The organism is Pseudomonas sp. QS1027 (assembly GCF_002814235.1).
In the GTDB taxonomy this organism is placed as follows: Bacteria; Pseudomonadota; Gammaproteobacteria; order Pseudomonadales; family Pseudomonadaceae; genus Aquipseudomonas.
The window spans coordinates 1-21807 of the sequence record NZ_PHSU01000034.1 but is presented as its reverse complement, the minus strand read 5'-3'; the positions used below and the strand labels follow the sequence as shown (position 1 = coordinate 21807).

Annotated in this window: 16 protein-coding genes; 11 read left to right on the top strand and 5 right to left on the bottom strand. The window is 59.1% G+C overall.

Annotated elements, in window-relative coordinates; genetic code table 11:
* The first annotated feature begins 102 nt into the window (after positions 1-102).
* Genes CWE01_RS28425 through CWE01_RS28410 form a run of 4 tightly spaced genes read left to right on the top strand, consistent with a single transcriptional unit; the run spans position 103 to position 5691 of the window.
* Positions 103-1266, top strand: a complete 1164-nt coding sequence (locus tag CWE01_RS28425; RefSeq protein WP_100943892.1) for an isovaleryl-CoA dehydrogenase — start codon at positions 103-105, stop codon at positions 1264-1266.
* 11 nt (positions 1267-1277) lie between these two features.
* Positions 1278-2885: a carboxyl transferase domain-containing protein gene (locus tag CWE01_RS28420; protein ID WP_100943891.1), complete on the top strand. Its 1608-nt coding sequence runs from the start codon at positions 1278-1280 to the stop codon at positions 2883-2885.
* 44 nt (positions 2886-2929) lie between these two features.
* Positions 2930-3745 carry a gamma-carboxygeranoyl-CoA hydratase gene (locus CWE01_RS28415; protein ID WP_100943890.1) on the top strand — a complete coding sequence of 272 codons (816 nt, stop codon included), beginning with the start codon at positions 2930-2932 and terminating at the stop codon, positions 3743-3745.
* Positions 3745-5691 carry an acetyl/propionyl/methylcrotonyl-CoA carboxylase subunit alpha gene (locus tag CWE01_RS28410; RefSeq protein WP_100943889.1) on the top strand — a complete coding sequence of 649 codons (1947 nt, stop codon included), beginning with the start codon at positions 3745-3747 and terminating at the stop codon, positions 5689-5691. The genes CWE01_RS28415 and CWE01_RS28410 overlap by 1 nt, the downstream gene beginning before the upstream one ends.
* A gap of 208 nt (positions 5692-5899) precedes the next feature.
* Here CWE01_RS28410 and CWE01_RS28405 read toward each other — a convergent pair whose 3' ends face one another.
* Entirely contained in the window at positions 5900-6550 is a 651-nt protein-coding gene (locus tag CWE01_RS28405) for a LexA family transcriptional regulator (protein ID WP_100943888.1), read from the bottom strand.
* 129 nt (positions 6551-6679) lie between these two features.
* Between CWE01_RS28405 and CWE01_RS28400 the strand changes: the two genes are divergently transcribed.
* Both CWE01_RS28400 and CWE01_RS28395 read left to right on the top strand, forming a co-directional pair.
* Positions 6680-7042 (top strand): DUF6124 family protein, encoded by a 363-nt coding sequence (locus CWE01_RS28400; protein ID WP_100943887.1) that lies wholly within the window; start codon positions 6680-6682, stop codon positions 7040-7042.
* A 526-nt stretch (positions 7043-7568) separates the two neighbouring features.
* The gene (locus CWE01_RS28395) at positions 7569-8714 is read left to right on the top strand and encodes a M14-type cytosolic carboxypeptidase (RefSeq protein WP_100943886.1); all 1146 of its coding nucleotides are present in this window, start codon (positions 7569-7571) and stop codon (positions 8712-8714) included.
* A gap of 26 nt (positions 8715-8740) precedes the next feature.
* On the opposite strand, the gene CWE01_RS28390 is transcribed toward CWE01_RS28395, so the two are convergent.
* Positions 8741-9661, bottom strand: a complete 921-nt coding sequence (locus CWE01_RS28390) for a LysR family transcriptional regulator (protein WP_100943885.1) — start codon at positions 9659-9661, stop codon at positions 8741-8743.
* Between the two features lie 140 nt (positions 9662-9801).
* Here CWE01_RS28390 and CWE01_RS28385 point away from each other — a divergent pair, with 140 nt between their 5' ends.
* Together CWE01_RS28385 and CWE01_RS28380 are read left to right on the top strand one after the other, a co-directional pair.
* Positions 9802-10242, top strand: a complete 441-nt coding sequence (locus CWE01_RS28385; protein WP_100943884.1) for a DoxX family protein — start codon at positions 9802-9804, stop codon at positions 10240-10242.
* Positions 10243-10344: 102 nt separating this feature from the next.
* Positions 10345-11496 (top strand): MFS transporter, encoded by a 1152-nt coding sequence (locus tag CWE01_RS28380; RefSeq protein WP_100943883.1) that lies wholly within the window; start codon positions 10345-10347, stop codon positions 11494-11496.
* Between the two features lie 119 nt (positions 11497-11615).
* Here the strand turns inward: CWE01_RS28380 and CWE01_RS28375 are convergent, their stop codons facing one another.
* From CWE01_RS28375 to CWE01_RS28365, 3 genes are all read right to left on the bottom strand, one after another.
* Positions 11616-14030: a TonB-dependent receptor gene (locus CWE01_RS28375; RefSeq protein ID WP_100943955.1), complete on the bottom strand. Its 2415-nt coding sequence runs from the start codon at positions 14028-14030 to the stop codon at positions 11616-11618.
* Positions 14031-14160: 130 nt separating this feature from the next.
* Entirely contained in the window at positions 14161-15144 is a 984-nt protein-coding gene (locus CWE01_RS28370; RefSeq protein WP_100943882.1) for a FecR family protein, read from the bottom strand.
* A gap of 40 nt (positions 15145-15184) precedes the next feature.
* A complete protein-coding gene (locus CWE01_RS28365; protein WP_100943881.1) occupies positions 15185-15685 on the bottom strand; it encodes a sigma-70 family RNA polymerase sigma factor in 501 nt (166 codons plus the stop codon).
* Positions 15686-17432: 1747 nt separating this feature from the next.
* On the opposite strand from CWE01_RS28365, the gene CWE01_RS28355 reads away from it, so the two are divergent.
* Genes CWE01_RS28355 through CWE01_RS34410 form a run of 3 tightly spaced genes read left to right on the top strand, consistent with a single transcriptional unit; the run spans position 17433 to position 21397 of the window.
* On the top strand, positions 17433-19382 hold the full coding sequence (locus tag CWE01_RS28355) for a Mu transposase C-terminal domain-containing protein (protein WP_100943879.1): 1950 nt from the start codon (positions 17433-17435) through the stop codon (positions 19380-19382).
* 1 nt (position 19383) lies between these two features.
* Positions 19384-20319, top strand: a complete 936-nt coding sequence (locus CWE01_RS28350; protein WP_157815297.1) for a TniB family NTP-binding protein — start codon at positions 19384-19386, stop codon at positions 20317-20319.
* Positions 20294-21397: a TniQ family protein gene (locus CWE01_RS34410; RefSeq protein WP_100943877.1), complete on the top strand. Its 1104-nt coding sequence runs from the start codon at positions 20294-20296 to the stop codon at positions 21395-21397. Before CWE01_RS28350 ends, CWE01_RS34410 begins: the two co-directional genes overlap by 26 nt.
* The last annotated feature ends 410 nt before the right edge of the window (positions 21398-21807 follow it).

Here is a 21807-nt window from a genome sequence, read left to right as displayed (position 1 = left end):
AAAATGTCCGATTGACAGTCAGACCCATCACCTTTACGTTAACGTAAAGGTGAACAAACGCCCACACCCACGCCTTGCTCAACCCATAACAAAAGGTGCCCCATGAGCTATCCGACCCTGAACTTCGCCCTCGGTGAAACCCTCGACATGCTCCGTGACCAGGTGCGGACCTTTGTCGCCCGGGAGCTGGCGCCGCGGGCCGCGCAAATCGATGTGGACAACCTGTTCCCCGCCGATATGTGGCGCAAGTTCGGCGACATGGGCCTGCTCGGCATCACGGTCCCGGAAGAGTACGGCGGCGCCGGCCTGGGTTACCTGGCCCATGTGCTGGTCATGGAAGAAGTCAGCCGAGGTTCGGCCTCGGTCGCCCTCTCCTACGGCGCCCACTCCAACCTCTGCGTCAACCAGATCAACCGCAATGGCAATCACGCACAGAAAACCAAATACCTGCCCAAGCTGATCAGCGGCGAACATGTCGGCGCCCTGGCCATGAGCGAACCCAACGCCGGCTCCGACGTGGTCTCGATGAAACTGCGCGCCGACAAGCGTGGCGACCGCTACGTGCTCAACGGCAGCAAGACCTGGATCACCAACGGCCCCGACGCCAACACCTACGTGATCTACGCCAAGACCGAGCCGGAAAAGGGCGCCCACGGCATCACCGCCTTTATCGTCGAGCGTGACTGGAAAGGCTTCAGCCGCAGCAACAAGTTCGACAAACTCGGCATGCGCGGCTCCAACACCTGCGAGCTGTTCTTCGATGACGTCGAAGTGCCGGAAGAAAACATCCTCGGCGTGCTCAACGGTGGCGTGAAAGTGCTGATGAGCGGCCTCGACTACGAGCGCGTGGTGCTCTCCGGCGGCCCGACCGGGATCATGCAGGCCTGCATGGACCTGGTGGTGCCCTATATCCACGACCGCAAGCAGTTCGGCCAGAGCATCGGCGAGTTCCAGCTGATCCAGGGCAAGGTCGCCGACATGTACACCCAGCTCAACGCCAGCCGCGCCTACCTGTATGCGGTGGCCCAGGCCTGCGAACGTGGCGAGACCACCCGCAAGGACGCCGCCGGGGTGATCCTCTACAGCGCCGAGCGCGCGACCCAGATGGCCCTCGACGCGATCCAGATCCTCGGCGGCAACGGCTACATCAACGAATTCCCCGCCGGACGCCTGCTGCGCGACGCCAAGCTGTATGAAATCGGCGCCGGCACCAGCGAGATCCGCCGCATGCTGATCGGCCGCGAACTGTTCAACGAAACCCGCTGAGGGGCGCGCACATGGCAATCCTGCACACGCAACTCAATCCGCGTTCGGCCGAATTCGCCGGCAACCGCGCGGCGATGCTCGAACAGGTCGTCGCCCTGCGCAGCCTGCTGGCCCAGGTCCAGCAAGGCGGCGGGCCGAAGGCCCAGGAACGACACACCTCGCGGGGCAAACTGCTGCCCCGGGAGCGGATCAACCGCCTGCTCGATCCCGGTTCGCCGTTCCTGGAAATCAGCCAGCTGGCGGCCTATGAGGTCTACGGCGAAGACGTGCCGGCCGCCGGGGTGATTGCCGGTATCGGCCGTGTCGAAGGCGTCGAATGCATGATCGTGGCCAACGACGCCACGGTCAAAGGCGGCTCCTACTACCCGCTCACGGTGAAAAAACACCTGCGGGCCCAGACCATCGCCCAGCAGAATCGCCTGCCGTGCATCTACCTGGTGGACTCCGGCGGCGCCAACCTGCCGCGCCAGGACGAAGTGTTTCCGGACCGCGAGCACTTCGGGCGGATCTTCTTCAACCAGGCCAATATGAGCGCCCAGGGCATCCCGCAGATCGCCGTGGTCATGGGTTCCTGCACCGCCGGCGGGGCCTATGTGCCGGCGATGGCCGACGAAGCGATCATGGTCCGCCAGCAGGCGACCATCTTCCTCGCCGGTCCCCCGCTGGTGAAAGCCGCCACCGGTGAAGTGGTCAGCGCCGAGGACCTGGGCGGCGCCGATGTGCACTGCAAGATCTCCGGCGTCGCCGACCATTACGCCGAAAACGATGAACACGCCCTGGCCCTGGCCCGGCGCAGCGTCGCCAACCTCAACTGGCGCAAGCTCGGCGAGCTGCAACAACGCACGCCGATTGCCCCGCGCTTCGCCGCCGACGAGTTGTACGGGGTGATTCCGGCGGATGCCAAGCAACCGTTCGACGTGCGTGAAGTCATCGCCCGGTTGGTGGACGATTCGCTCTTCGATGAATTCAAGGCGCTGTTCGGCACCACCCTGGTCTGTGGCTTTGCCCACCTGCACGGTTACCCCATCGCGATCCTGGCGAACAACGGCATCCTCTTCGCCGAGTCCGCACAGAAAGGCGCGCACTTTATCGAACTGGCCTGCCAGCGCGGCATCCCGCTGCTGTTCCTGCAGAACATCACCGGTTTCATGGTCGGCCAGAAATACGAGGCCGGCGGTATCGCCAAGCATGGCGCCAAGCTGGTCACCGCCGTGGCCTGCGCCAAGGTGCCGAAATTCACCGTGATCATCGGCGGCAGTTTCGGCGCCGGCAACTACGGCATGTGCGGGCGCGCCTATGACCCGCGTTTCCTGTGGATGTGGCCGAACGCGCGAATCGGCGTGATGGGTGCCGAACAGGCCGCCGGGGTGCTGGTACAGGTCAAGCGCGAGCAGCACGAGCGCAATGGCGAAAGCTTCTCGGCGCAACAGGAAGCCGAGATCAAGCAGCCGATCCTCGACCAGTACGAACACCAGGGCCACCCGTATTACTCCAGTGCCCGGCTGTGGGACGACGGCGTCATCGATCCGGCCCAGACCCGCGAAATACTCGGCCTGGCGCTCTCGGCCGCCCTCAACGCAGCGATCGAACCGAGCCGCTTCGGCGTGTTCCGGATGTGACCATGAGGCCCTATCGCCGCCCCTCTCCCAGCGGAGCCCGCACCGTGACCGACTTCAACACCCTCGAATTGCAGCTCGACCCCCGGGGCTTTGCCACCTTGTGGCTGAGCCGCGAAGACAAGAACAACGCCTTCAACGCCGAGATGATCCGCGAGTTGATCCTTGCCCTGGAGATGGTCCAGGCCAACGCCGCCCTGCGTTTCCTGGTGCTGCGCGGCCGTGGCCGGCACTTCAGCGCCGGCGCCGACCTGGCCTGGATGCAGCAATCGGCCCAGCTCGACTACGCCACCAACCTCGACGATGCCCGCGAGTTGGCCGAGTTGATGTACAACCTGGCCAAGCTGAAAATCCCTACCCTGGCGGTGGTCCAGGGCGCTGCCTATGGCGGCGCCCTTGGCCTGATCGGCGCCTGTGACATGGCCATCGGCACCGAGGATGCGCAGTTCTGCCTCTCGGAAGTGCGCATCGGCCTGGCCCCGGCGGTGATCAGCCCGTTCGTGGTCCAGGCCATCGGCGAGCGCGCCGCGCGTCGCTACGCCCTGACCGCCGAACGCTTCAGCGGCCTGCGCGCGCGCGAGCTGGGCCTGTTGTCGGAAACCTGTGCGGCCGGCGAGCTGGATCAACAGGTCACGGCCTGGGTCGACAACCTGCTGCTCAACAGCCCGCAAGCCATGCGCGTAAGCAAGGAACTGCTGCGGGAAATCGGCAGCGGCGAACTCAGCCCGGCGCGCCGGCGTTATTGCGAAAACGCCATTGCCCGTATCCGCGTCAGCGCCGAAGGCCAGGAAGGCCTGCGGGCTTTCCTGCAAAAACGCCCGCCGAGCTGGCAGGCCGAGTCCACCGCCAAGGAGCCGCGCTGATGAGCACGCCCGTGATCACTTCCATCCTGGTGGCCAATCGCGGCGAAATCGCCTGCCGGGTGATGCGCACCGCCAAGGCCCTGGGCCTGACCACCGTCGCCGTGCACAGCGCCATCGACCGTGATGCCCGGCATAGCCGTGAAGCCGATATCCGTGTCGACCTGGGTGGCAGCAAGGCCGCCGAGAGCTACCTGCAAATCGATAAACTGATCGCCGCCGCCCAGGCCAGTGGTGCCCAGGCGATTCACCCGGGTTATGGCTTCCTCTCGGAAAACGCCGGTTTTGCCCGGGCCATCGAGGCCGCCGGCCTGGTGTTCCTCGGCCCGCCCGCCAGCGCCATTGATGCCATGGGCAGCAAGTCCGCGGCCAAGGCCCTGATGGAGACGGCCGGGGTACCGCTGGTACCGGGTTATCACGGCGCGGCGCAGGACCTGGAAACCTTCCGCGCCGCCGCCGAGCGTATCGGTTACCCGGTGCTGCTCAAGGCCACCGCCGGCGGTGGCGGCAAGGGCATGAAAGTGGTCGAGGACGTCAGCCAACTGGCCGAAGCCCTGGCTTCTGCCCAGCGTGAAGCACAGTCGTCCTTCGGCGATTCGCGGATGCTGGTGGAGAAATACCTGCTCAAGCCGCGCCATGTCGAGATCCAGGTGTTCGCCGACCAGCACGGTCACTGCCTGTACCTCAACGAGCGTGATTGCTCGATCCAGCGCCGTCACCAGAAGGTCGTCGAGGAAGCGCCGGCGCCGGGCTTGAGTCCACAACTGCGCCAGGCCATGGGCGAGGCGGCGGTGCGCGCGGCCCAGGCCATCGGCTACGTCGGTGCCGGTACCGTGGAGTTCCTGCTGGACGCCCGCGGCGATTTCTTCTTCATGGAAATGAACACCCGCCTGCAGGTCGAACATCCGGTCACCGAAGCCATTACCGGCCTCGACCTGGTGGCCTGGCAGATTCGCGTGGCCTGCGGCGAGGTACTGCCGATCACCCAGGAACAGGTGCCGCTGCATGGCCATGCCATCGAAGTGCGCCTGTACGCCGAAGACCCGGGCAATGACTTCCTCCCGGCCACCGGCCGCCTGGAGCTTTATCGCGAGTCGGCGCCGGGTCCGGGACGCCGGGTCGACAGCGGCGTGGCCGAGGGCGACAGCGTCTCGCCGTTCTACGACCCGATGCTCGGCAAACTGATCGCCTGGGGCGAAACCCGCGAACAGGCGCGCCTGCGCTTGCTGGCGATGCTCGACGAGTTCGTGATTGGCGGGCTGAAAACCAACCTCGGTTTCCTCCGGCGGATCGTGGCTCATCCGGCGTTTGCCGAGGCGGAACTGGATACCGGCTTTATTCCCCGTTATCAGGACGACTTGCTGCCGCCGCCGGGCGCGCATACCGATGAGTTCTGGCAGGTGGCCGCCCAGGCCTTCCTGCAGAGCCAGGCCCCCGGCGTACGGGCGGACGACCCGGCCTCACCTTGGGCCAGCGGCAACGGTTTTCGCAGCGGACTGCCGGCGCAAAGCGTGGTGCACCTGAGCTGCGATGGCGAGGACCGGGCCGTCAGTCTGACGCCGGACACCCGGTTTGAACTGCACGGAGAATACCTGTCGACGGAACAGGCCGGCGTTCGCCGTCGGCATCGGCTGATCAGCGGTGCCGACGGGCTCTATCTGCACTGGCAGGGCGAATGCCACAAGATCACCCGCTTCGACCCGATTGCCGCCGTCGACGGCAGCCACGGCCATCAGGGCGGCCTGAGCGCGCCCATGAACGGCAGCATCGTGCGGGTGTTGGTGGAAGTCGGGCAAAGCGTCGAGGCCGGTGCCCAGTTGGTGGTGCTGGAGGCGATGAAGATGGAACACAGCATCCGCGCGCCCCAGGCGGGTGTGATCAAGGCGCTGTATTGCCAGGAAGGCGAGATGGTCAGCGAAGGCAGTGCGTTGGTGGAGCTGGAATCCTGACTCTCGACTCGCCACGGACATTGTGGGAGCCGGCTTGCCGGCGATGAGGCCGGCAAGTCTTGCATCGATCTTGCGGACGCCTGGGCTTTTGTGGGAGCGGAGCTTGCCCGCGAAGAACGATGACGCGGTGTGCCTGATACACCGCAGCGCATTCTTCGCGGGCAAGCTCCGCTCCCACAGGTGAACGCGTCACGAACGGAGCCAACCTTCAGAACTTCGCGGTCGCCTGCACCACCACGCCGATCACACAGCAATCCTCACCCACCGGAATCTTCGGCCAGGTCGGGTTCAACGGCTTGAGGTAGGGTTGCCCACCCTCCTCCATCCACTGACGGAAAATCGCTTCCTCGCCTTCGCGCAAACGGGCGATCACCAGGCTGCCGGCCTCGACCTCCCGGTCCGGGTCCACCAGCACCATCATGCCCTCGGGCACGCTGGTACCGGACGGGGCCGTCATCGCATCCCCCACCACCTGCAACCAGAACGCCGCCGGGGCGTAATGATCGGTCACCTCGTAACGCCCGGCGTACTCGCCCCTGGCGGAATCCTGCAGCGTGGCCACCTCCTGCCAGTCGCTGACCGGGTAGCGAAACGCCGAGGTGATGTCGTAGACCTGCTCGTCCTGCTCCTCGGGGGCCTGGGCCGCCACCGCGCGGTCGCGAACCAGCAGGACCACCTCCAGGTGCCCCAGGCCCAGCGCCTGGAGGACCTTGTTCATCATCACGAGATCAGGCTTGCGCCTTTTGTTCAGCCAATGGCCGACGCCGCCCTGGGTGATGTCCAGACGTTCGCCAAGTTTTTCCTGTGAAAGACGAAGCTCTTCGAGCTTGGCCTTCACCAATGCTATCCATTTATCCATGGACGGAACAATACGGACAGTACTTCGCCACTCAATACACAAAATGTATTGTTTGTGACGAGCAACACAATACCAATAGTACTAACCTTAAAGAGCTGACTTGAACTTCCTCTGAAAGGCAGGCCCCTCATGACTTCCATCACGACAGAAAGCCCTCGAACCGACTCGAAAAGCCCCCTCGCGTCCCTCAAGGATCGCGCCGCCGCCCAACGTGCACTCGACTATTATTTGAAACCAGGCGTTTCACCCGCCCCCTGCGCGGCGAACACCAGCGATGAACCCCTCTACCAGAAGCTCTTTGCCGTACGCGACGACCTGGATATCGAGGACGCCATGATCCAGGCCTCGGACCTGCTGCGCTGCGCGGCGGCGGCCGCCTACGAAGCCGCGAACAGCGCGAACCGCGACCTGGGGTGTTCGGTGGTGTACATGATCGACATGGCCAAGGCCCTGGTGGACCGCGTCGTGCAGATACAGACCCGCACGGCGTGAGCACACCGTAGCCAGGAAATAACCGGCTCTGGGGAGGGAAGGGGAAAATAATATCCGCGGAAACGGTAAAAGACTTGACCTGCAAATGATAATGATTATTATTGCAGTCAGCCGGTCGCGAGATCGGTCGATAACCCGGAGACCTTAGGTCGGACTCCTGGATTATCTCCTCATCAGGCTAATCACGGTTTTTGACCCGGCTTTTTGCCGGGTCTTTTTTTGCACCCGATTTATTCACGGGCTTGGCTTCAGGCTAATGAAGACAGGTGCGCTGCCCTATGGGTGGGCAGTCGCGATGCGGGCGATGATAGCAAAGGAACATCCCCCAATCCAGACTTCGGATACCCCTCGTCCCGATAGTAAAGTTGCATGGATATTTTTTTGAGAATGAATATCATAAGCACTAAACTAGTAATGCGTCAGGGACGACGCCCCCCTCTCCAGCCCCCCACGTCCTCGCGCCTCGGCTAATACGCCCTCGAGGTGTACAGTAGCAACCACAAAAAGCTTCTTCAGGTACCCGCCCGTGGTTCTATCTCCTCTCAAAATCAGCAGCGACTTCGACAGCGGTAATATCCAGGCACTGGACACCAGCAACCCGCACCACCTGCTCCTGGCCATGGAGCCGGATACCCGCAGCCAGCATTTCCAGTGGTTCCATTTCAAGGTTGAAGGCCTGCGAACGGGCGAGACCTATGCCTTCGAACTGAGCAACGCCAGCCAATCCTCCTACAACAAGGCATGGACCGGCTACCGCGCCGTCGCGTCCTACGATCACCAGAACTGGTTTCGCGTCGACACCCGTTTCGACGGTGAAAGCCTGCATATCAACCTGGTGGCCGAACAGGAGCAAGTCTGGTTCGCCTACTTCGAACCCTACAGCCGCGAGCGCCATGACTGGCTGATCGAGCAGGCCCTGACCCACGCCGGTACCGAGCTGCTGGCCGTCGGCAAAAGTGTCGAAGGCCGGGATATCCAGCTGTTGCGCAAAGGCAACGGTGCCGAAGGCCGGCGCAAGGTCTGGATCATCGCCCAGCAGCATCCGGGCGAGCACATGGCCGAATGGTTCATGGAAGGCGTGATCGAGCGCCTGCAACAGGAAGACGATGCCGAGCTGCGCGACCTGCTGACCCGCGCCGACCTGTACCTGGTGCCCAATATGAACCCGGACGGAGCCTTCCACGGGCATCTGCGCACCAACGCCATGGGCCAGGACCTGAACCGCGCCTGGCAGAACGCCAGCCAGGAAATCAGCCCCGAAGTCCTGTTCGTCCAGCAGCAGATGGCCCAGCATGGCGTCGACCTGTTCCTGGATGTCCACGGCGACGAGGAAATCCCCTACATCTTCACCGCCGGCTGCGAAGGCAATCCTGGCTACACACCGCGTATCGCCCGGCTGGAAAGCCACTTCCGCAGCCATCTGAGCGCGCTCACGGTGGATTTCCAGACCACCCACGGCTACACCCGCAGCCTGCCTGGCCAGGCCAACATGACCCTGGCCTGCAACAGTGTCGGCCAGCGCTTCGACTGCCTGTCGCTGACCCTGGAAATGCCCTTCAAGGACAACGACGACGCCCCGGACCTGCGCACCGGCTGGTCCGGCCAGCGTTCCAGGCAACTGGGCAAGGACGTGCTCAGCAGCGTCGCGGATATCGTCGAACAACTGCGCTGAGGCGGCGCGGCGCCGCGCCACGCCTCTCAGTCGGCCGTGCAGGCGGGTGGCGCCTGCACTTGCGCCACCAGCCGGGCAATCAACCAGGACGCCGCCGGCCCCGGCGGCGTGTCGGTTCGATAAATCGCATCCAGGCCATAAGGGCCACCGCGCATATCCGGCAGGTCCAGGCGGACCAGGCGGCCACTGGCCAGGTCCTCGGCCACCATCGGCGCGGGCATGTTGCCCCAACCGACCCCTTCGCGCAGCAGCATCAACTTCGAGCCCAGGTCCGCCAGGCGCCAGGTGCGGGTGCCGAGCACGCCGAACTCCTGGTTGCGGGTCAGGTTCGAACGGTCCGAAAGCACCAGTTGCACATGCTCACGACCGGCCCCGGGCAGGTTCATGCCCTGGGCCAACGGATGACTGGGCGAAGCCACTGAAATCAGTTCGACGCTGCCCACCCCGACCCGCTCCAGCCCGGCCATGCCGCGACTGAAAAAACCACTGACGCCGACACTCGCGCGCCCCTCCAGCACCAGTTGCGCCACCGCCCCCAGGGCCTCCACATGCAGGTGCAGGAGCACCGTGGGGAACTGCGCGCGGAAACCCTTGAGCACATCCACCAGGCGCGCCGCCGGCAGCATCACATCGACCACCAGGTGAATTTCCGCTTCCAGCCCCTGCAACAGCCCCTTGACCTTGGCGCGCAAGCCGTCGATGCCACTGTAGATCGTCCGCGCCTCGGCCAGCACCGTACGGCCGGCGTCGGTCAACTGCGGCTTGCGCGTGATGGTACGATCAAACAATTGCACCCCCAGTTGCAGTTCCAGGTTGGCGATGGTGTAGCTGATCACCGAGGTGGCGCGACTGAGCTTGCGCGCGGCGGCGGCAAAACTGCCGGTTTCGACCACGGTCAGCAGCACCCGCAGTTGGTCGAGGGTCGGTGTACCGGGATTGGCAATCATGGGCGGGCTCCTGGAGGTGTTCGATATTTTCGAACCTAATCCTCGAAATTATTCGGCTATTGCGTACGTTACCTCGATGGCAGACTGCTCACCACTCCGACGCACCATGGTGGTCGCGTCGCACTCACAGGTATCAGTCCATGTCCAACACCGCCAACGCCCACTCCGCTCTCCACAGCCAGACCGACAGCGCCAGCCCTTCGGCCGCCATCGCCCTTGCCGGGCGCATCCTGCTGGCCGCGATCTTCCTGCTCTCGGGTTTCTCGAAGATCGCCAACCCTGCCGGCATGATCGGCTACATCGAATCGGCGGGCCTGCCCCTGCCACAGCTGGCCCTGATCGCGGCGATCGCCGTCGAAGTCGGCGGCAGCCTGTTGTTGATCCTCGGTTACCGCACCCGTGCCGTCGCCCTGATCATGGCGCTGTTCACCGTGGCCACCGCCCTGGCGTTCCACAATCACCTGGGCGACCAGAACCAGTTCATCCACTTCTTCAAGAACATCGCCATGGCCGGCGGCCTGTTGCAGGTTGTCGCTTTCGGCGGCGGGCGCTTGAGCCTGGATGCCCGTCGCAAAGCCTGACCGAGCGGTTATAAAACCGGTCCTTGGCCTCGCCGCGCCGGACACGATGTGCAAGGATGTTCCCTTGCACAGCGTTGTCTGCCGGCCCGCCAAGGATTTTTCATGACCGCCCTCCACTCCCACGCCCCGCTCAAACCGGGACGCCTGGAACAGATGTCGACCCGTATCGCCTTCTTTATCGCCGGTTTCGGCGTCGCCGCCTGGGCGCCGCTGGTGCCTTACGCCAAGGCCCGCGCCGGGCTCGATGAAGGCACCCTGGGGTTGTTGCTGTTGTGCCTCGGGGTCGGTTCGATCATCGCCATGCCGGTGGCTGGCTCCCTGGCCTCGCGTTTCGGTTGTCGGCGGGTGCTGAGCGTCGGCACCTTGCTGATCTGCATCGCGCTGCCGCTATTGGCCACGGTCAGTTCGATTCCCTGGCTGGTGGCCAGCCTGTTTCTGTTCGGCGCCGGGCTCGGTTCGGTGGACTCCACTGTCAACCTGCAGGCGGTGATCGTCGAGCGCGCCAGCGGCAAGACCATGATGTCGGGCTTTCACGGGCTGTTCAGCCTCGGCGGGATCTCCGGCGCCGCCGGGGTCAGCGCGCTGCTGGGCCTGGGGCTGTCGCCCCTGGGGGCGATTGGCGTGGTGATCGTGTTTCTGCTGGCGGCGCTGTACAAGGCCGCCCCGCACCTGTTGCCCTATGGCAGTGAAGGCTCGGGACCGGCCTTTGCCGTGCCCCATGGCGTGGTGCTGTTTATCGGCCTGCTGTGTTTCGTGGTGTTCCTCGCCGAAGGCGCGATGCTCGACTGGAGCGCGGTGTTTCTCAGCGCCGAACGCCAGGTCGAGGATGCCTATGCGGGCCTCGGCTACGCGGCCTTTGCCCTGACCATGACGGTCGGCCGACTGACCGGCGATGCCATTGTGCGGCGCCTGGGGGCGCAAAAAGTGATTGTGTTCGGCGGGCTGACCGCTGCGGCCGGCCTGGCCCTGGCCACGCTGGTGCCGGCCTGGGAGGCGGCGCTGATCGGTTATGCGCTGGTGGGCGCCGGGTGCTCGAATATCGTGCCGGTGCTGTACACCGCCGTGGGGAAACAGAAGGTCATGGCGGAAAGCGTCGCCGTGCCGGCGGTGACCACCCTGGGGTATGCGGGGATTCTGGCGGGACCGGCGGCGATCGGCTTTATCGCCCATGTCAGTTCGTTGAACCTGGCCTTTATGATGATCGCGGTGATGCTGGTGGGGGTGGCGGTCAGCGGAAGGATTCTGCGGACCTGAAAACGCCTTCGCGGGCAAGCTCCGCTCCCACAGTGGTTCTGAGTCAGGCCAGGATGTTGTGCACGACACAGGACTAATGTGGGAGCGGAGCTTGCCCGCGAAGAAGGTGATGCGGTCTATCAGAACCCTACACTGGCCTGCACAAAGAAGGTCCGTGGCTCACCCACGTAGATCCCCGCATTGTTGTCGCTCGACCGGGTGAAGTACTGCTGGTCGAAGACGTTACGCACCCCCGCCCCCAGTTTCAGGTTCGACAGCTGCGCGCCGAAGTCATAGGCACCGCGCACGTCCCAGGTCATGTAGCCGGGAATGTTGCCGTACTGGCCGTCAGCGGTCGGCGTGGTGATGTAGTTGCCGTTGAAGCTGCCGTCGGCGTTGGTCCCGGTCCCCGGCGCACGCTGGGAAGACTGGGCGAAACCGTCGAGGTTGTAGGTCCAGCGATTGACCGCGTAACGCAGGCCGACATTCAGCACCTCGCGCGAGTACAGCGGCAGGTCACGGCCCTTGAAGCCCGGGATATCGCCCTGGGAGGTCGCCTTGGTGTAGGTGAGGCCGACATTCGCGGTCAGGCCGTCGAGCGCCGGGTCGAGGTCCGCCAGGTTGTAGTGCGCGGAAGTTTCAATACCCCGGTGCGCGGTGGCGCCCAGGTTGGTCCAGCCCACATCGTTGCTGACGTATTGCAGCTCATCGGAGAAGTCGATGTAGAACAACGTCATCTCACCACCCCAGGTGCCGTTGTCATACCGCGTGCCCAGCTCGTAGGTCTTGGCCTTTTCCGGTTGCAGGCCATTGGCCGTGCTGTTGCCGTTGCCACCCTGGGCAATCTGGAAGTACTGCAGGCTGCCGAAGGAGGTTTCGTAGTTGGCGAAGACTTTCCAGGCATCGGAGATGTGGTACATCACGCTCAGGGCCGGCAGCGGCTCGTTGCTGTCGACACTGCGGAACTTCTCCTGGACCGGCACGTAGTTGGTGCCCGGCACCGGACGGTCATGCCAGTTGCTGCTGATGCGCTCGAAGCGGATACCCGGGGTGATGGTCCATTTGCCGATATCGATCTTGTCATCGATGTAGAAGGCATTGGCCTCGGTACCGCCGGTACGGTCCTGGTAGACATGCCCGTCGGAGGTCGGGGTCAGGACCGGCACGTTGTTGACCAGGGCCTCGCGGCTGGTGGCCTCGTGCATGCCTTCTTTCAGGTAGCGATAGCCGACGCTGACTTCCTGGGTGGTCGGGCCCAGGTCGAAGACGTGGGACGCCCGTGGCTCGACACCAAAGGTGTAGTAGCTGCGCGGGTAGGCGCTGAGGGTCTTGAGGTCGCGGGCGGCGATATTGCTGCCCCGGAAACTGTCGGTGTAGTAGGTCAGCACTTCGACCTGGGTCTGGTCATCCACCTGCCGCTTGTACTTGAAGGAGATGTCCTTGCGCCGGCCGGTGAAGTTGTCGTAGTCACGCACCGATTGATACGGGTTGGCCTTGTACTGCTGCTGGGTCAGGCCACCCGGCATGTCCGCATTGGCATCGTAATAATGCAGGTTGAGGGAGAAGTCGTCCTGGTCGGTCGGCGCCCAATGGGTCTTGAGCAGGACATCGTTGATGTCGTTGCCGTTGTTGCTTTCGCGATAACCCTCGCCCTTCACGCCGGAGTACAACAGCGCCGCGCCAAAACCGTTGTCCGCGGTGCCGCCGAGGAAAGCCGTGTCGAGGTGCTTGACGCCGCCGTAGCGCGAGGTTTCCAGGGTGCTGCCGATCTCACCGGAGAATTTCTCCGGAATGGCCCGGGTCACGAAGTTGATCACGCCGCCGACGTTCTGCGGTCCATAACGCACGGAACCGGCACCGCGTACCACGTCGATGCTGTCCAGGTTACCGACCGACACCGGGGCCATCGACAACTGTGGCTGGCCATAAGGGGCGAATGCCGCCGGCACGCCATCGATCAGCACGGTGGAACGTGGCGACAGACGCGACGTCAGGCCGCGCACACCGACGTTGAGGGAAATATCGCTGCCGCCGGTGCCGTTGTTTTCCTGCACCTGTACGCCGGGCACGGTGCGCAGGGCGTCCTTCACGTTCATCGCGCCCTGCTCGACCATCGCCTGGCGGCGGATCACGGTCCGCGCCCCCGGGTGGTTCTGCACAATGGCCTGGTCGGCATCGCCGAGCCAGTCGCCCACCACCTTGACGTCCAGCGGTGCCAGCTCCAGCGCGCCGGTCGCGGCCGGGGCGCCAGCGCGCAGGGTCACCGAGCCGTCCTTGAGGTCATAGTCCAGGCCGCTGCCGCGCAGCAGCACGTTCAGGGCCTCTTCCGGCGACAGGTTGCCGTCGACCGCCGGGGCCTGCTTGCCGGCCACCAGTTGCGGGCTGAAAAACACTTGCAGGGAGGTTTGCTGTCCCAACTGACTCAAGGCCGATGCCAGGGGCTGGGCCTGGATATGGATGGCCGCATCAGCCTGAGCCGCCTGGCTCAGGGGAGCAACGGCACTGACCGCCAGGGCCAGGGCAAAGGCCTGGGAGCTGGGCAGTGCGTTGCGGATCGCCTGGTAAAGCGCGTTGGGTGTGTTATTCACGTCTGACCTTGTCCTGTTGTTCGCAAATGCATGCGGTTGTTAATGCAAACCAGTTGCAGTTGGACAAGAAGACGAAGAACTCGAAAAAAACCTGAATCTATTTTGCAATTATTTCCTGGGCACCGTCGGCACGGGTCCTGACGGCCACCGGCAGGATGCTCGGCAAGGCCCTGAGCAGGGCCTCGGTATCGTTGACCTTGAACACGCTGGTCAAGCGCAGATTGCCCACGGCCGCAGAAGCGACACCCAGGGGCTTGTCCCGATAACGCGAGACTTCCTGCACCACATCGCTGAGGCGGGCATTGTTGAAGACCAGCTTGCCGCTGCGCCAGGCCGTGAGTTCGTCGGCATTCACCGCTTCAGCCACGGCGACCCGGCCCTGCTCATCGACCCGGGTACCCTGGCCCGCCGTGAGGTTGACGAAATCCCCGTCCGCCGCATCGCGGCCCTGGACCTTCACCGTGCCCGCCTCGACCACTACGCGGGTCTGCGCCGGATCGCGGCGCACATCGAAGCGCGTGCCGGTGACCGTGACCTTGCCGACCCCGGCCTGGACCACGAACGGCCGGCTGCTGTCGTGCTCGACACTGAACATCGCCTCGCCCTGCTCCAGCTCGACCTCACGGCGGTCACGCTGGTAATGCACACGGACCCGGCTACGGCTGTTCAGGTCGATAATCGAACCGTCGGGCAAGGCCACATGCCGCCGCTCACCGAGCACGCTGGCAAAGGTCGCGTCATAGGGCGCCGGATGATTCAGGCCACTGAACAGCCCCAGGCCCAAGGCCACCGCGACCACCCCGGCGGCCACCGCATAACGCAGCAGCGGCCGGCGCTTGAGCCGCGCCGGGGGCTCGTCGCAGAGCGCCTGCAAACGTGCCTGGGGCAGCAGGTCGGTGGCGCTCCAGAGTCCCTGGAGCAAGTCGAACTCATCCTGATGCAACGGATGCTCATGGCGCCAGGCGTCGAACTCGGCCTGTTGCCCGGCGCTCAACGACGCCTCCTGGACCCGTACGAACCAGGTGGCGGCCTCATCGCGAACCGTGGCTGGATCGCGTGGGCAATCACGGGTATCCATCATGGAAAGTCCTGTCCGGGTGGAGTTTGCATCGCCTTGTCCTTCATTGATCCGCTCCATCCAGGCGCTCGCGCAGATGCCGCAGGGTGCGAATCATATACTTCTCCACCATATTCTTGGACAGCCCGAGGCGCTCGGCGATCTCCGCCTGGGTCAGGCCCTCGATCTTCTGCCAGACAAAGGCCTTGCGACAATTGACGGGCAACTCGCCCAGGGCCCGCTCGATGGAGTCGGCAAGCTGGATGGCGTGCATGAAATGCTCCGGGTCGCCGGTGGGCGGCGCGCTGTGGTGAATCGCTTCCAGTTCCAGGGTCCCGCGCCGGTCTTCGCGGCGATAGGTATCCACCGCGATATTGCGCGCGGTCTGGTGCAGATAGGCCCGTGGTTGCTCGACGCTGGCGGCGTTGCTTTCCAGCACCCGCACAAAGGTATCGTGGGCCAGGTCCTCGGCTTGCTGACGGTTTCTCAGCCGGCGGGTCCAGGTACCGATCAACTCTTCGTAATGCTCGAAAAAGCCGGGTCTGCGGGGTGGCTGGAGATTCATGGCGATGGGCTATGAAGGCGGGGCGTGAATAGTAATGCTTCCTATTAATAGCTGCAATTCATTCCAGTGCTCGCCTGTCTGTAGTCATTCAAAAAAGATGAGACTTCTTTCAAATAAATGATCCAAAAGTTCTCCTAACTGATTGATTTTCTGTAAAGCGTGCGCAGAGGAAACGTGATGGCGACAGTCCATCTCTCATTTGAAACGTCTGTCCGAAAGCCTTAAAACCACTGGATACCAGCCGATCCTGGACCTAACCTCAGATACGAAGCATCAAGCTTTCGAGGTGACGTCAATGGACAAAAGTGAAGAGATGACATTCTGGGGCGAGTTTCGCAAAGGCGCTCGCGGAAGCTGGGGTTTGTACTGGCGCCCCCTTACTTGGACATTCAAAAAAGCACAGTTCTACGTCAATAAAGTCTATAGAAAACAACACGAATAACTTAACGATGCGTATGTGGACTCCACACTGTGGAGTCCACATACAAACACCAAAAAATAATTAGCCACGAAGAGTCATGTAACAAATAAATGAAGCGTAAACAAAAAATTACGCCCACAAAAACCAAAGAAAGTTATTGTCATACATGTTTTCGTTATCATAAGATCCCCACATGTTGGCGCGCCCACTGTAGTCGTATCAAAAATGCTCCTGCCGCAACGCGTCTACAGATACTCAAACCTTTCGGTGTGAACCCGAATCTTACCGCTATCTTTGAACGCTACAGACACGTGCAAGGTACGAACCGATGCATCTAGAATTATCAGTACGTGTTATGAATGCTATTTGAGAGAAATTAAAAACAGCGACGAACAACAAAACCGCTCGTCACAAAAACGAATAAATTCAAAAATGAGCCTTAGACTCATAGTTTGGATTTTTGAGGAAAGGAGATTTGAAAATGTAAAACGCGGCCAACCTTGAGGGGTTAAGACCGCGGCAAAGAAAGAAAAACGGTTACTCGTGTGGTGCTCGTAATTTCTTCCTTTTTTTGCCATCTGTCAACCCCCTCCCATACCTTCGATTTCAGCGAGGCTACTCGACGGGAAAGTGTTGCCTGTCGAAAGTTCCCGCATCAATTCGCTTGCCGAGCGTTACGCATTCGCTTGCTTGTGAGGGAGTTACAGATGCCTGTACGTAAAGTAGTAACCCGAAGATCTAACCACTCAAGGGGATATCACCCATCTCGTAAGAACGGGTGCCCTGTTGCCTGGGAGTCACAGCTGGAAGCCAGCTTCCTTAGACTCCTAGAGCTATCACCATTAGTCCTCACTTATGAAGTACAGCCGTCGCTTGAAATTTTCATCATGGGTGGCCTCAGAACAAAATACATACCTGACGTGCGCGTAAACTTTGTGGACGGGACCATAGGATGGTTTGAAGTCAAACCATCGATACGGCTTCTAAATCATAAAGTTAAACTCAAAATTGACGCATTAAACACGCACTTTGAAAGTACAAACCGCAGGTTTCATATCGCTACCGAGAAGCTGATTCTTGCGACCCCAATGGCAGATACTCTTTTAACATTGATGTACCACCGGCGTGGACCGGATATAACAGGGTCATACCATGAAGAGCTTAAATACAAGTTCAGGCACCATCCGCCAGCGTCATTAAACGACCTAATACAAACGCTTGGGCCGCAAGAGGCTTGGCGGCTTCTCGGATTAGGCTATATCGGGATAAATCTACAAAACCCAATTTGCGCAACTACAGAGGTCTATTTGACCGGAGGTCATCGCCATGAAAACATTTTCTCTTAAGCCTTCGTTAATCGTGCGCTACGAAGACCGGCCAATGCGCTTTATGGGAAAAAGCATAAACCACAGCTTAATATTTAAAGACGAGTACGGGGAGCCCACAAATTTCTCAACAAGAGAATTTTACAAACTTTATGAAGCACGTGAAATCACAATCGACACGGATCAAGCCCACTTAGGCAAGATTCCCTATGTACGTAACGTTGCACCAGACCTTACGTGCTTTCCGACAAAACATTCCGAGGAGGCACTGCGCCGTAAACGCTACATTGACGCCATCACATCTGAGACAAGCACTCTTCCGAATAGAAAAAACTTAAACAAACAGCTTACCGCACTTGCTAAAGAATTTAACGATAAGAAAGGTCCACCCTCTGCAATTACCGTAAGACGTTGGTACCGTAGATTCCTGAACAACAGCATCATCAAACTGGTCCCCTTGCACACCAAGAAAGGAAGGTCCACTGTATTTACTCCAGAGCTGGAAGAACTGCTCTTGGATATTTTGAACTGTATCTATTTTGTGCCAGAAAGAATCCCTGTAACTCAGGTGCATGAAGAGCTAGCACGTCGAATTCGTGACCAAAACTCTAGGAGTTTGCCATCTGCGCACCCAAAGTTGCCCTCAGAATCCTCTGTGCGACGCTATATCAAAAAACTAGACCCTTACGATGTTGAGCTTAATAAAAACGGCAGGCATGTCGCAGATAAAAGATTCCCGAAGTCTGTTGGGCAACTATTCGTAAGCAACATTCTTGACCGATGGGAAATTGACCACACAGTACTCGACGTAACCCTCGTGGACCCCGACACGGGCCTGGTGATTGGCCGCCCTTATCTTACTATCGTAATAGATCGTTATAGCAGAATGATCATGGCTTACTGGATACACTTTTCTGCCCCTAATACTGAAAGCGTGCTGTGCGTAATCGAAAAAGCCATTACTCCTAAAGCTGCGTGGCTGGCGAGGTATCCTAAAGTCAAAAATTATTGGCCTGCACATGGCCTCCCCCTACGTATTGTCCCTGATAACGCTGCCGAATTTCATGCTGATAATTTGATCACTGCGTTTACTGAAATGGGCATAGAGATTATGTTTCCTCGTTCTCGTGGGCCTCAAATGAAAGGGGCCGTCGAGCGCTTTTTTCGGACCCTGAATATGGGGCTTATTCACACCCTACCTGGTACAACCTTCTCAAATATAAAGGACCGCGCAGATTACCGGTCAGAGAAACACGCTTGTTTGACACTAAGTACCCTGGAGTCTGCGCTCATTAAATGGATAGTCGATATCTACCACCAAATGCCCCACAAAGGCCTTGCCTCAAGAACCCCTATGGACGTATGGAAATCAATGGAGCGGACACGTGTCATTCAGATGCCGGCTGATCTTGACTCCCTGGAGACAACATTATCCCCTAGAAAAGTCGTCACTCTCCAACCATATGGCATTCAGTTAAATAATATTATCTATCACTGCGAAGACCTAGCGGCTCTGCGCATCAAACTAGGTGAAGAAAAAAAAGTACAAATTAGATACCGTGACGAACTCGGTCACATTTGGGTGCACGATCAGTTTCGAAATATATTTTTTGAGGTCCCCGCTAAGGACAGGCGTTTTATTGGAATGAGTCGTGACATTTACAACAGCGCAAAAAAAATTGCCAAGGCCGAGAATCTAAACGTGATCAACCATGAGGCAATTCAACAAGCTTATCACCATATCCGTGGAGAAATTAAAGAAGCCCGACACTCCAATAAACTGCGAGTCAGACGCGAGGCGGCCAAAAGGAAAATGGCTCTAGATGAACGCTCAACCGAGCAACAATTGGTAGCACTGCCATCGCCGTTTGAAGCGCCCTTACTTGAAGTCCAAAGCTTCAATTCACCGTCGCTATTTCCGGTTCAAATCATTTCATCACAGGATGACTGACATGAGCAAGCTAACTGCCGCAGCACAGATAACTAGGCTGAGCAAACAATTTATTACTACACCACAAATCGAGAATACTTTATCTCGGGTGGATGAAGTCATTTATGACACCAAGTATTCGGGAAAAGCTAAAGGCCTCCTCATTTGCGGCCCTAGTGGGGCCGGAAAGAGTACGATGATAAAGAAACTAATTTCGGACAGGCGACAGTTAGCGGTCGACGGCCATAAATTCATGACTATTTATATGGAGCTACCCTCAAAGCCTACGCTTAAATCGATGGGAGAAACATTTCTGGAAGGGTTGGGAGACGCCTTTGCAAAAACGCGAAGCCACTCAGCAGAATTCAAACTGCTCCGAATCATTGGACTGCTTAAGGACCTTGGGACTGAGTTGATTATTTTCGATGAAGTACAGCACATTGTCGATCGCCTGCGCAATACAAATGAAGCCAGTAATTGGATTAAACACCTGATGAACAATACTGGCGTAGCTGTGGTACTGATCGGCATGCGCAGTACTCAAGAAATCCTTAATAACGATCAACAACTGAGACGACGATTCTCCGCAACAATTGACTTTGACCGCTTCAAAATCTCAAAGAAATCCTCAACTGATTTCCTCACGTTACTAAAAACACTTGAGGGTGTTATCGGTGTTCAATCGATCAGTTTGACGACCAGTGAAATGATTCAACGCTTCTACTATGCATCATACGGATTGATTGACTACCTGGTAAAGATCATTGATCGAGCAGTGCACATTTCCATCAAAAACAATCTTGAAGGGATCACGCTCGAGGTTTTTTCACAAGCGTTTAAAGATGAGGTCTGGAGCAATGTAAGCGACGATCGCAACCCCTTCAGCCCCCTATTCAATTTCCGTGCACTCATCGAACACAACGAGCCATTCAATGGTGTCGACAATAACCAACAATAAAAGGACATTTATCATGCCATATACAAATACTGCACTCCATGATCAGCAAGCCCTAGCATTGCGGGAGGAAGAAGAAGCTCGGCAGTTGGCTGCGCAATACAAAATGCAGGCTGCCTACGAAAAGCACACAACCCCTACTATCAATTTGCTCATAAAAACATTATTGCTTCCGTGGGAGAGCCTAGAAAGCCTGCTATTTCGTGCGGCAGCTATGAATCATCTCACGGGTATCTCCACACTGAAACGCTCTTTAATGCTACCGGAGAATGGATTGATGTCGATCAAACGGCATTTGCAGCTAAGCATTGCGATCGGCCAAGACCTAAATGCTCTGTCACCTGCGGTCCCTACGCTGACAAGCAGGTCAACGGTCAAACTTTACGGGCATACCCTACCGAGCAAACACCTCGCGCTAACGACCTGTAGGGTGTGCCTCGATTGCCTTAATGAATTCTCTTACGGAAAGGCCTACTGGATGCTGGCCCCTTTTTCCGCCTGTGAAAGCCATAAGTGCTTGCTCATAGACAGTTGCCCTACCTGTGACGCCCCTTTAACCGGGGGACGGCCCAGCTATAACTGCTGCCCATGCGGTGCTGATCTATCAAAGTTGGGTTCAACTCGCTGTTCTGAAGCTCTGTACGAAATGAGCAGGATACTCGTCCATAAATTTACCGGGCAAAACACCCCTCTGAGCAGCGTTTGTTACTCAGACGAATTTCTGTCACTGGAATTACTGGATATGCTAGAGCTCCTTACGTTTTTGGGCGCCCTCACAAACGATCCCGGCACCACGTTTCTCAGCTTGAGCCGTAGGGTCGTCAATCTGAAGCACACCAAACGATCCTACATAAAATCAACCAACGCACTGCTTAACTGGCCTGTCGGGTTTCATAAATTACTAGCGTCTTCGCGTAGCTTTCGATCCTACGGTGAGACTCCTGCTAACGTTTACAACAGCATTTCTCATGTAACAGGCATCATCCCTGCCAACGCACAACCAAAATGGTGTCGACTTGTGCTATCGGGTATCGAAAGCTTTCTGAAAAACCGTGATGCCTGGAGCATCTCCTCCAATTAGGAGAGATTAAGATGCTTGCCTTACCAGTACATCCACTGATCATTCCCGGCGAGAGTTTAGCGAATTTTCTCAGCCGGCTAGCCAGTGCAAACTATCTGAGAATTTCAGACATCCTCACCTATCTTGAGGAGCTTCACACAGCCCAGCTATGCCCCTTCTCAGAGCCCCCCTATCCACCAACGTGGGTATACGCCTATGAAAGCTTGATCTCCAGAACCACAAATAAAACGTGGTCGTGTAACGCTCCAAAAATCTGTATTCGATGCCTAGCCGAAAAAAAACATTGCATGGAGAGCTGGGACCTAACCCTAAACACTGTATGTCCCTGGCACAAAACACTACTACAAAATAGATGTCCCCAATGTGGCGTACATTTTTGCCTCAATATGGTATTCGTCCGGCCAAGTCAT

Coding starts and splice junctions, on each gene's coding strand:
- CWE01_RS28350 (WP_157815297.1), top strand. CDS start 19,384: ATGAGCAAGCTAACTGCCGCAGCACAGATAACTAGGCTGAGCAAACAA.
- CWE01_RS28390 (WP_100943885.1), bottom strand. CDS start 9,661: ATGATTGCCAATCCCGGTACACCGACCCTCGACCAACTGCGGGTGCTG.
- CWE01_RS28385 (WP_100943884.1), top strand. CDS start 9,802: ATGTCCAACACCGCCAACGCCCACTCCGCTCTCCACAGCCAGACCGAC.
- CWE01_RS28400 (WP_100943887.1), top strand. CDS start 6,680: ATGACTTCCATCACGACAGAAAGCCCTCGAACCGACTCGAAAAGCCCC.
- CWE01_RS28420 (WP_100943891.1), top strand. CDS start 1,278: ATGGCAATCCTGCACACGCAACTCAATCCGCGTTCGGCCGAATTCGCC.
- CWE01_RS28425 (WP_100943892.1), top strand. CDS start 103: ATGAGCTATCCGACCCTGAACTTCGCCCTCGGTGAAACCCTCGACATG.
- CWE01_RS34410 (WP_100943877.1), top strand. CDS start 20,294: ATGGTGTCGACAATAACCAACAATAAAAGGACATTTATCATGCCATAT.
- CWE01_RS28405 (WP_100943888.1), bottom strand. CDS start 6,550: ATGGATAAATGGATAGCATTGGTGAAGGCCAAGCTCGAAGAGCTTCGT.
- CWE01_RS28370 (WP_100943882.1), bottom strand. CDS start 15,144: ATGATGGATACCCGTGATTGCCCACGCGATCCAGCCACGGTTCGCGAT.
- CWE01_RS28365 (WP_100943881.1), bottom strand. CDS start 15,685: ATGAATCTCCAGCCACCCCGCAGACCCGGCTTTTTCGAGCATTACGAA.
- CWE01_RS28355 (WP_100943879.1), top strand. CDS start 17,433: ATGAAAACATTTTCTCTTAAGCCTTCGTTAATCGTGCGCTACGAAGAC.
- CWE01_RS28410 (WP_100943889.1), top strand. CDS start 3,745: ATGAGCACGCCCGTGATCACTTCCATCCTGGTGGCCAATCGCGGCGAA.
- CWE01_RS28380 (WP_100943883.1), top strand. CDS start 10,345: ATGACCGCCCTCCACTCCCACGCCCCGCTCAAACCGGGACGCCTGGAA.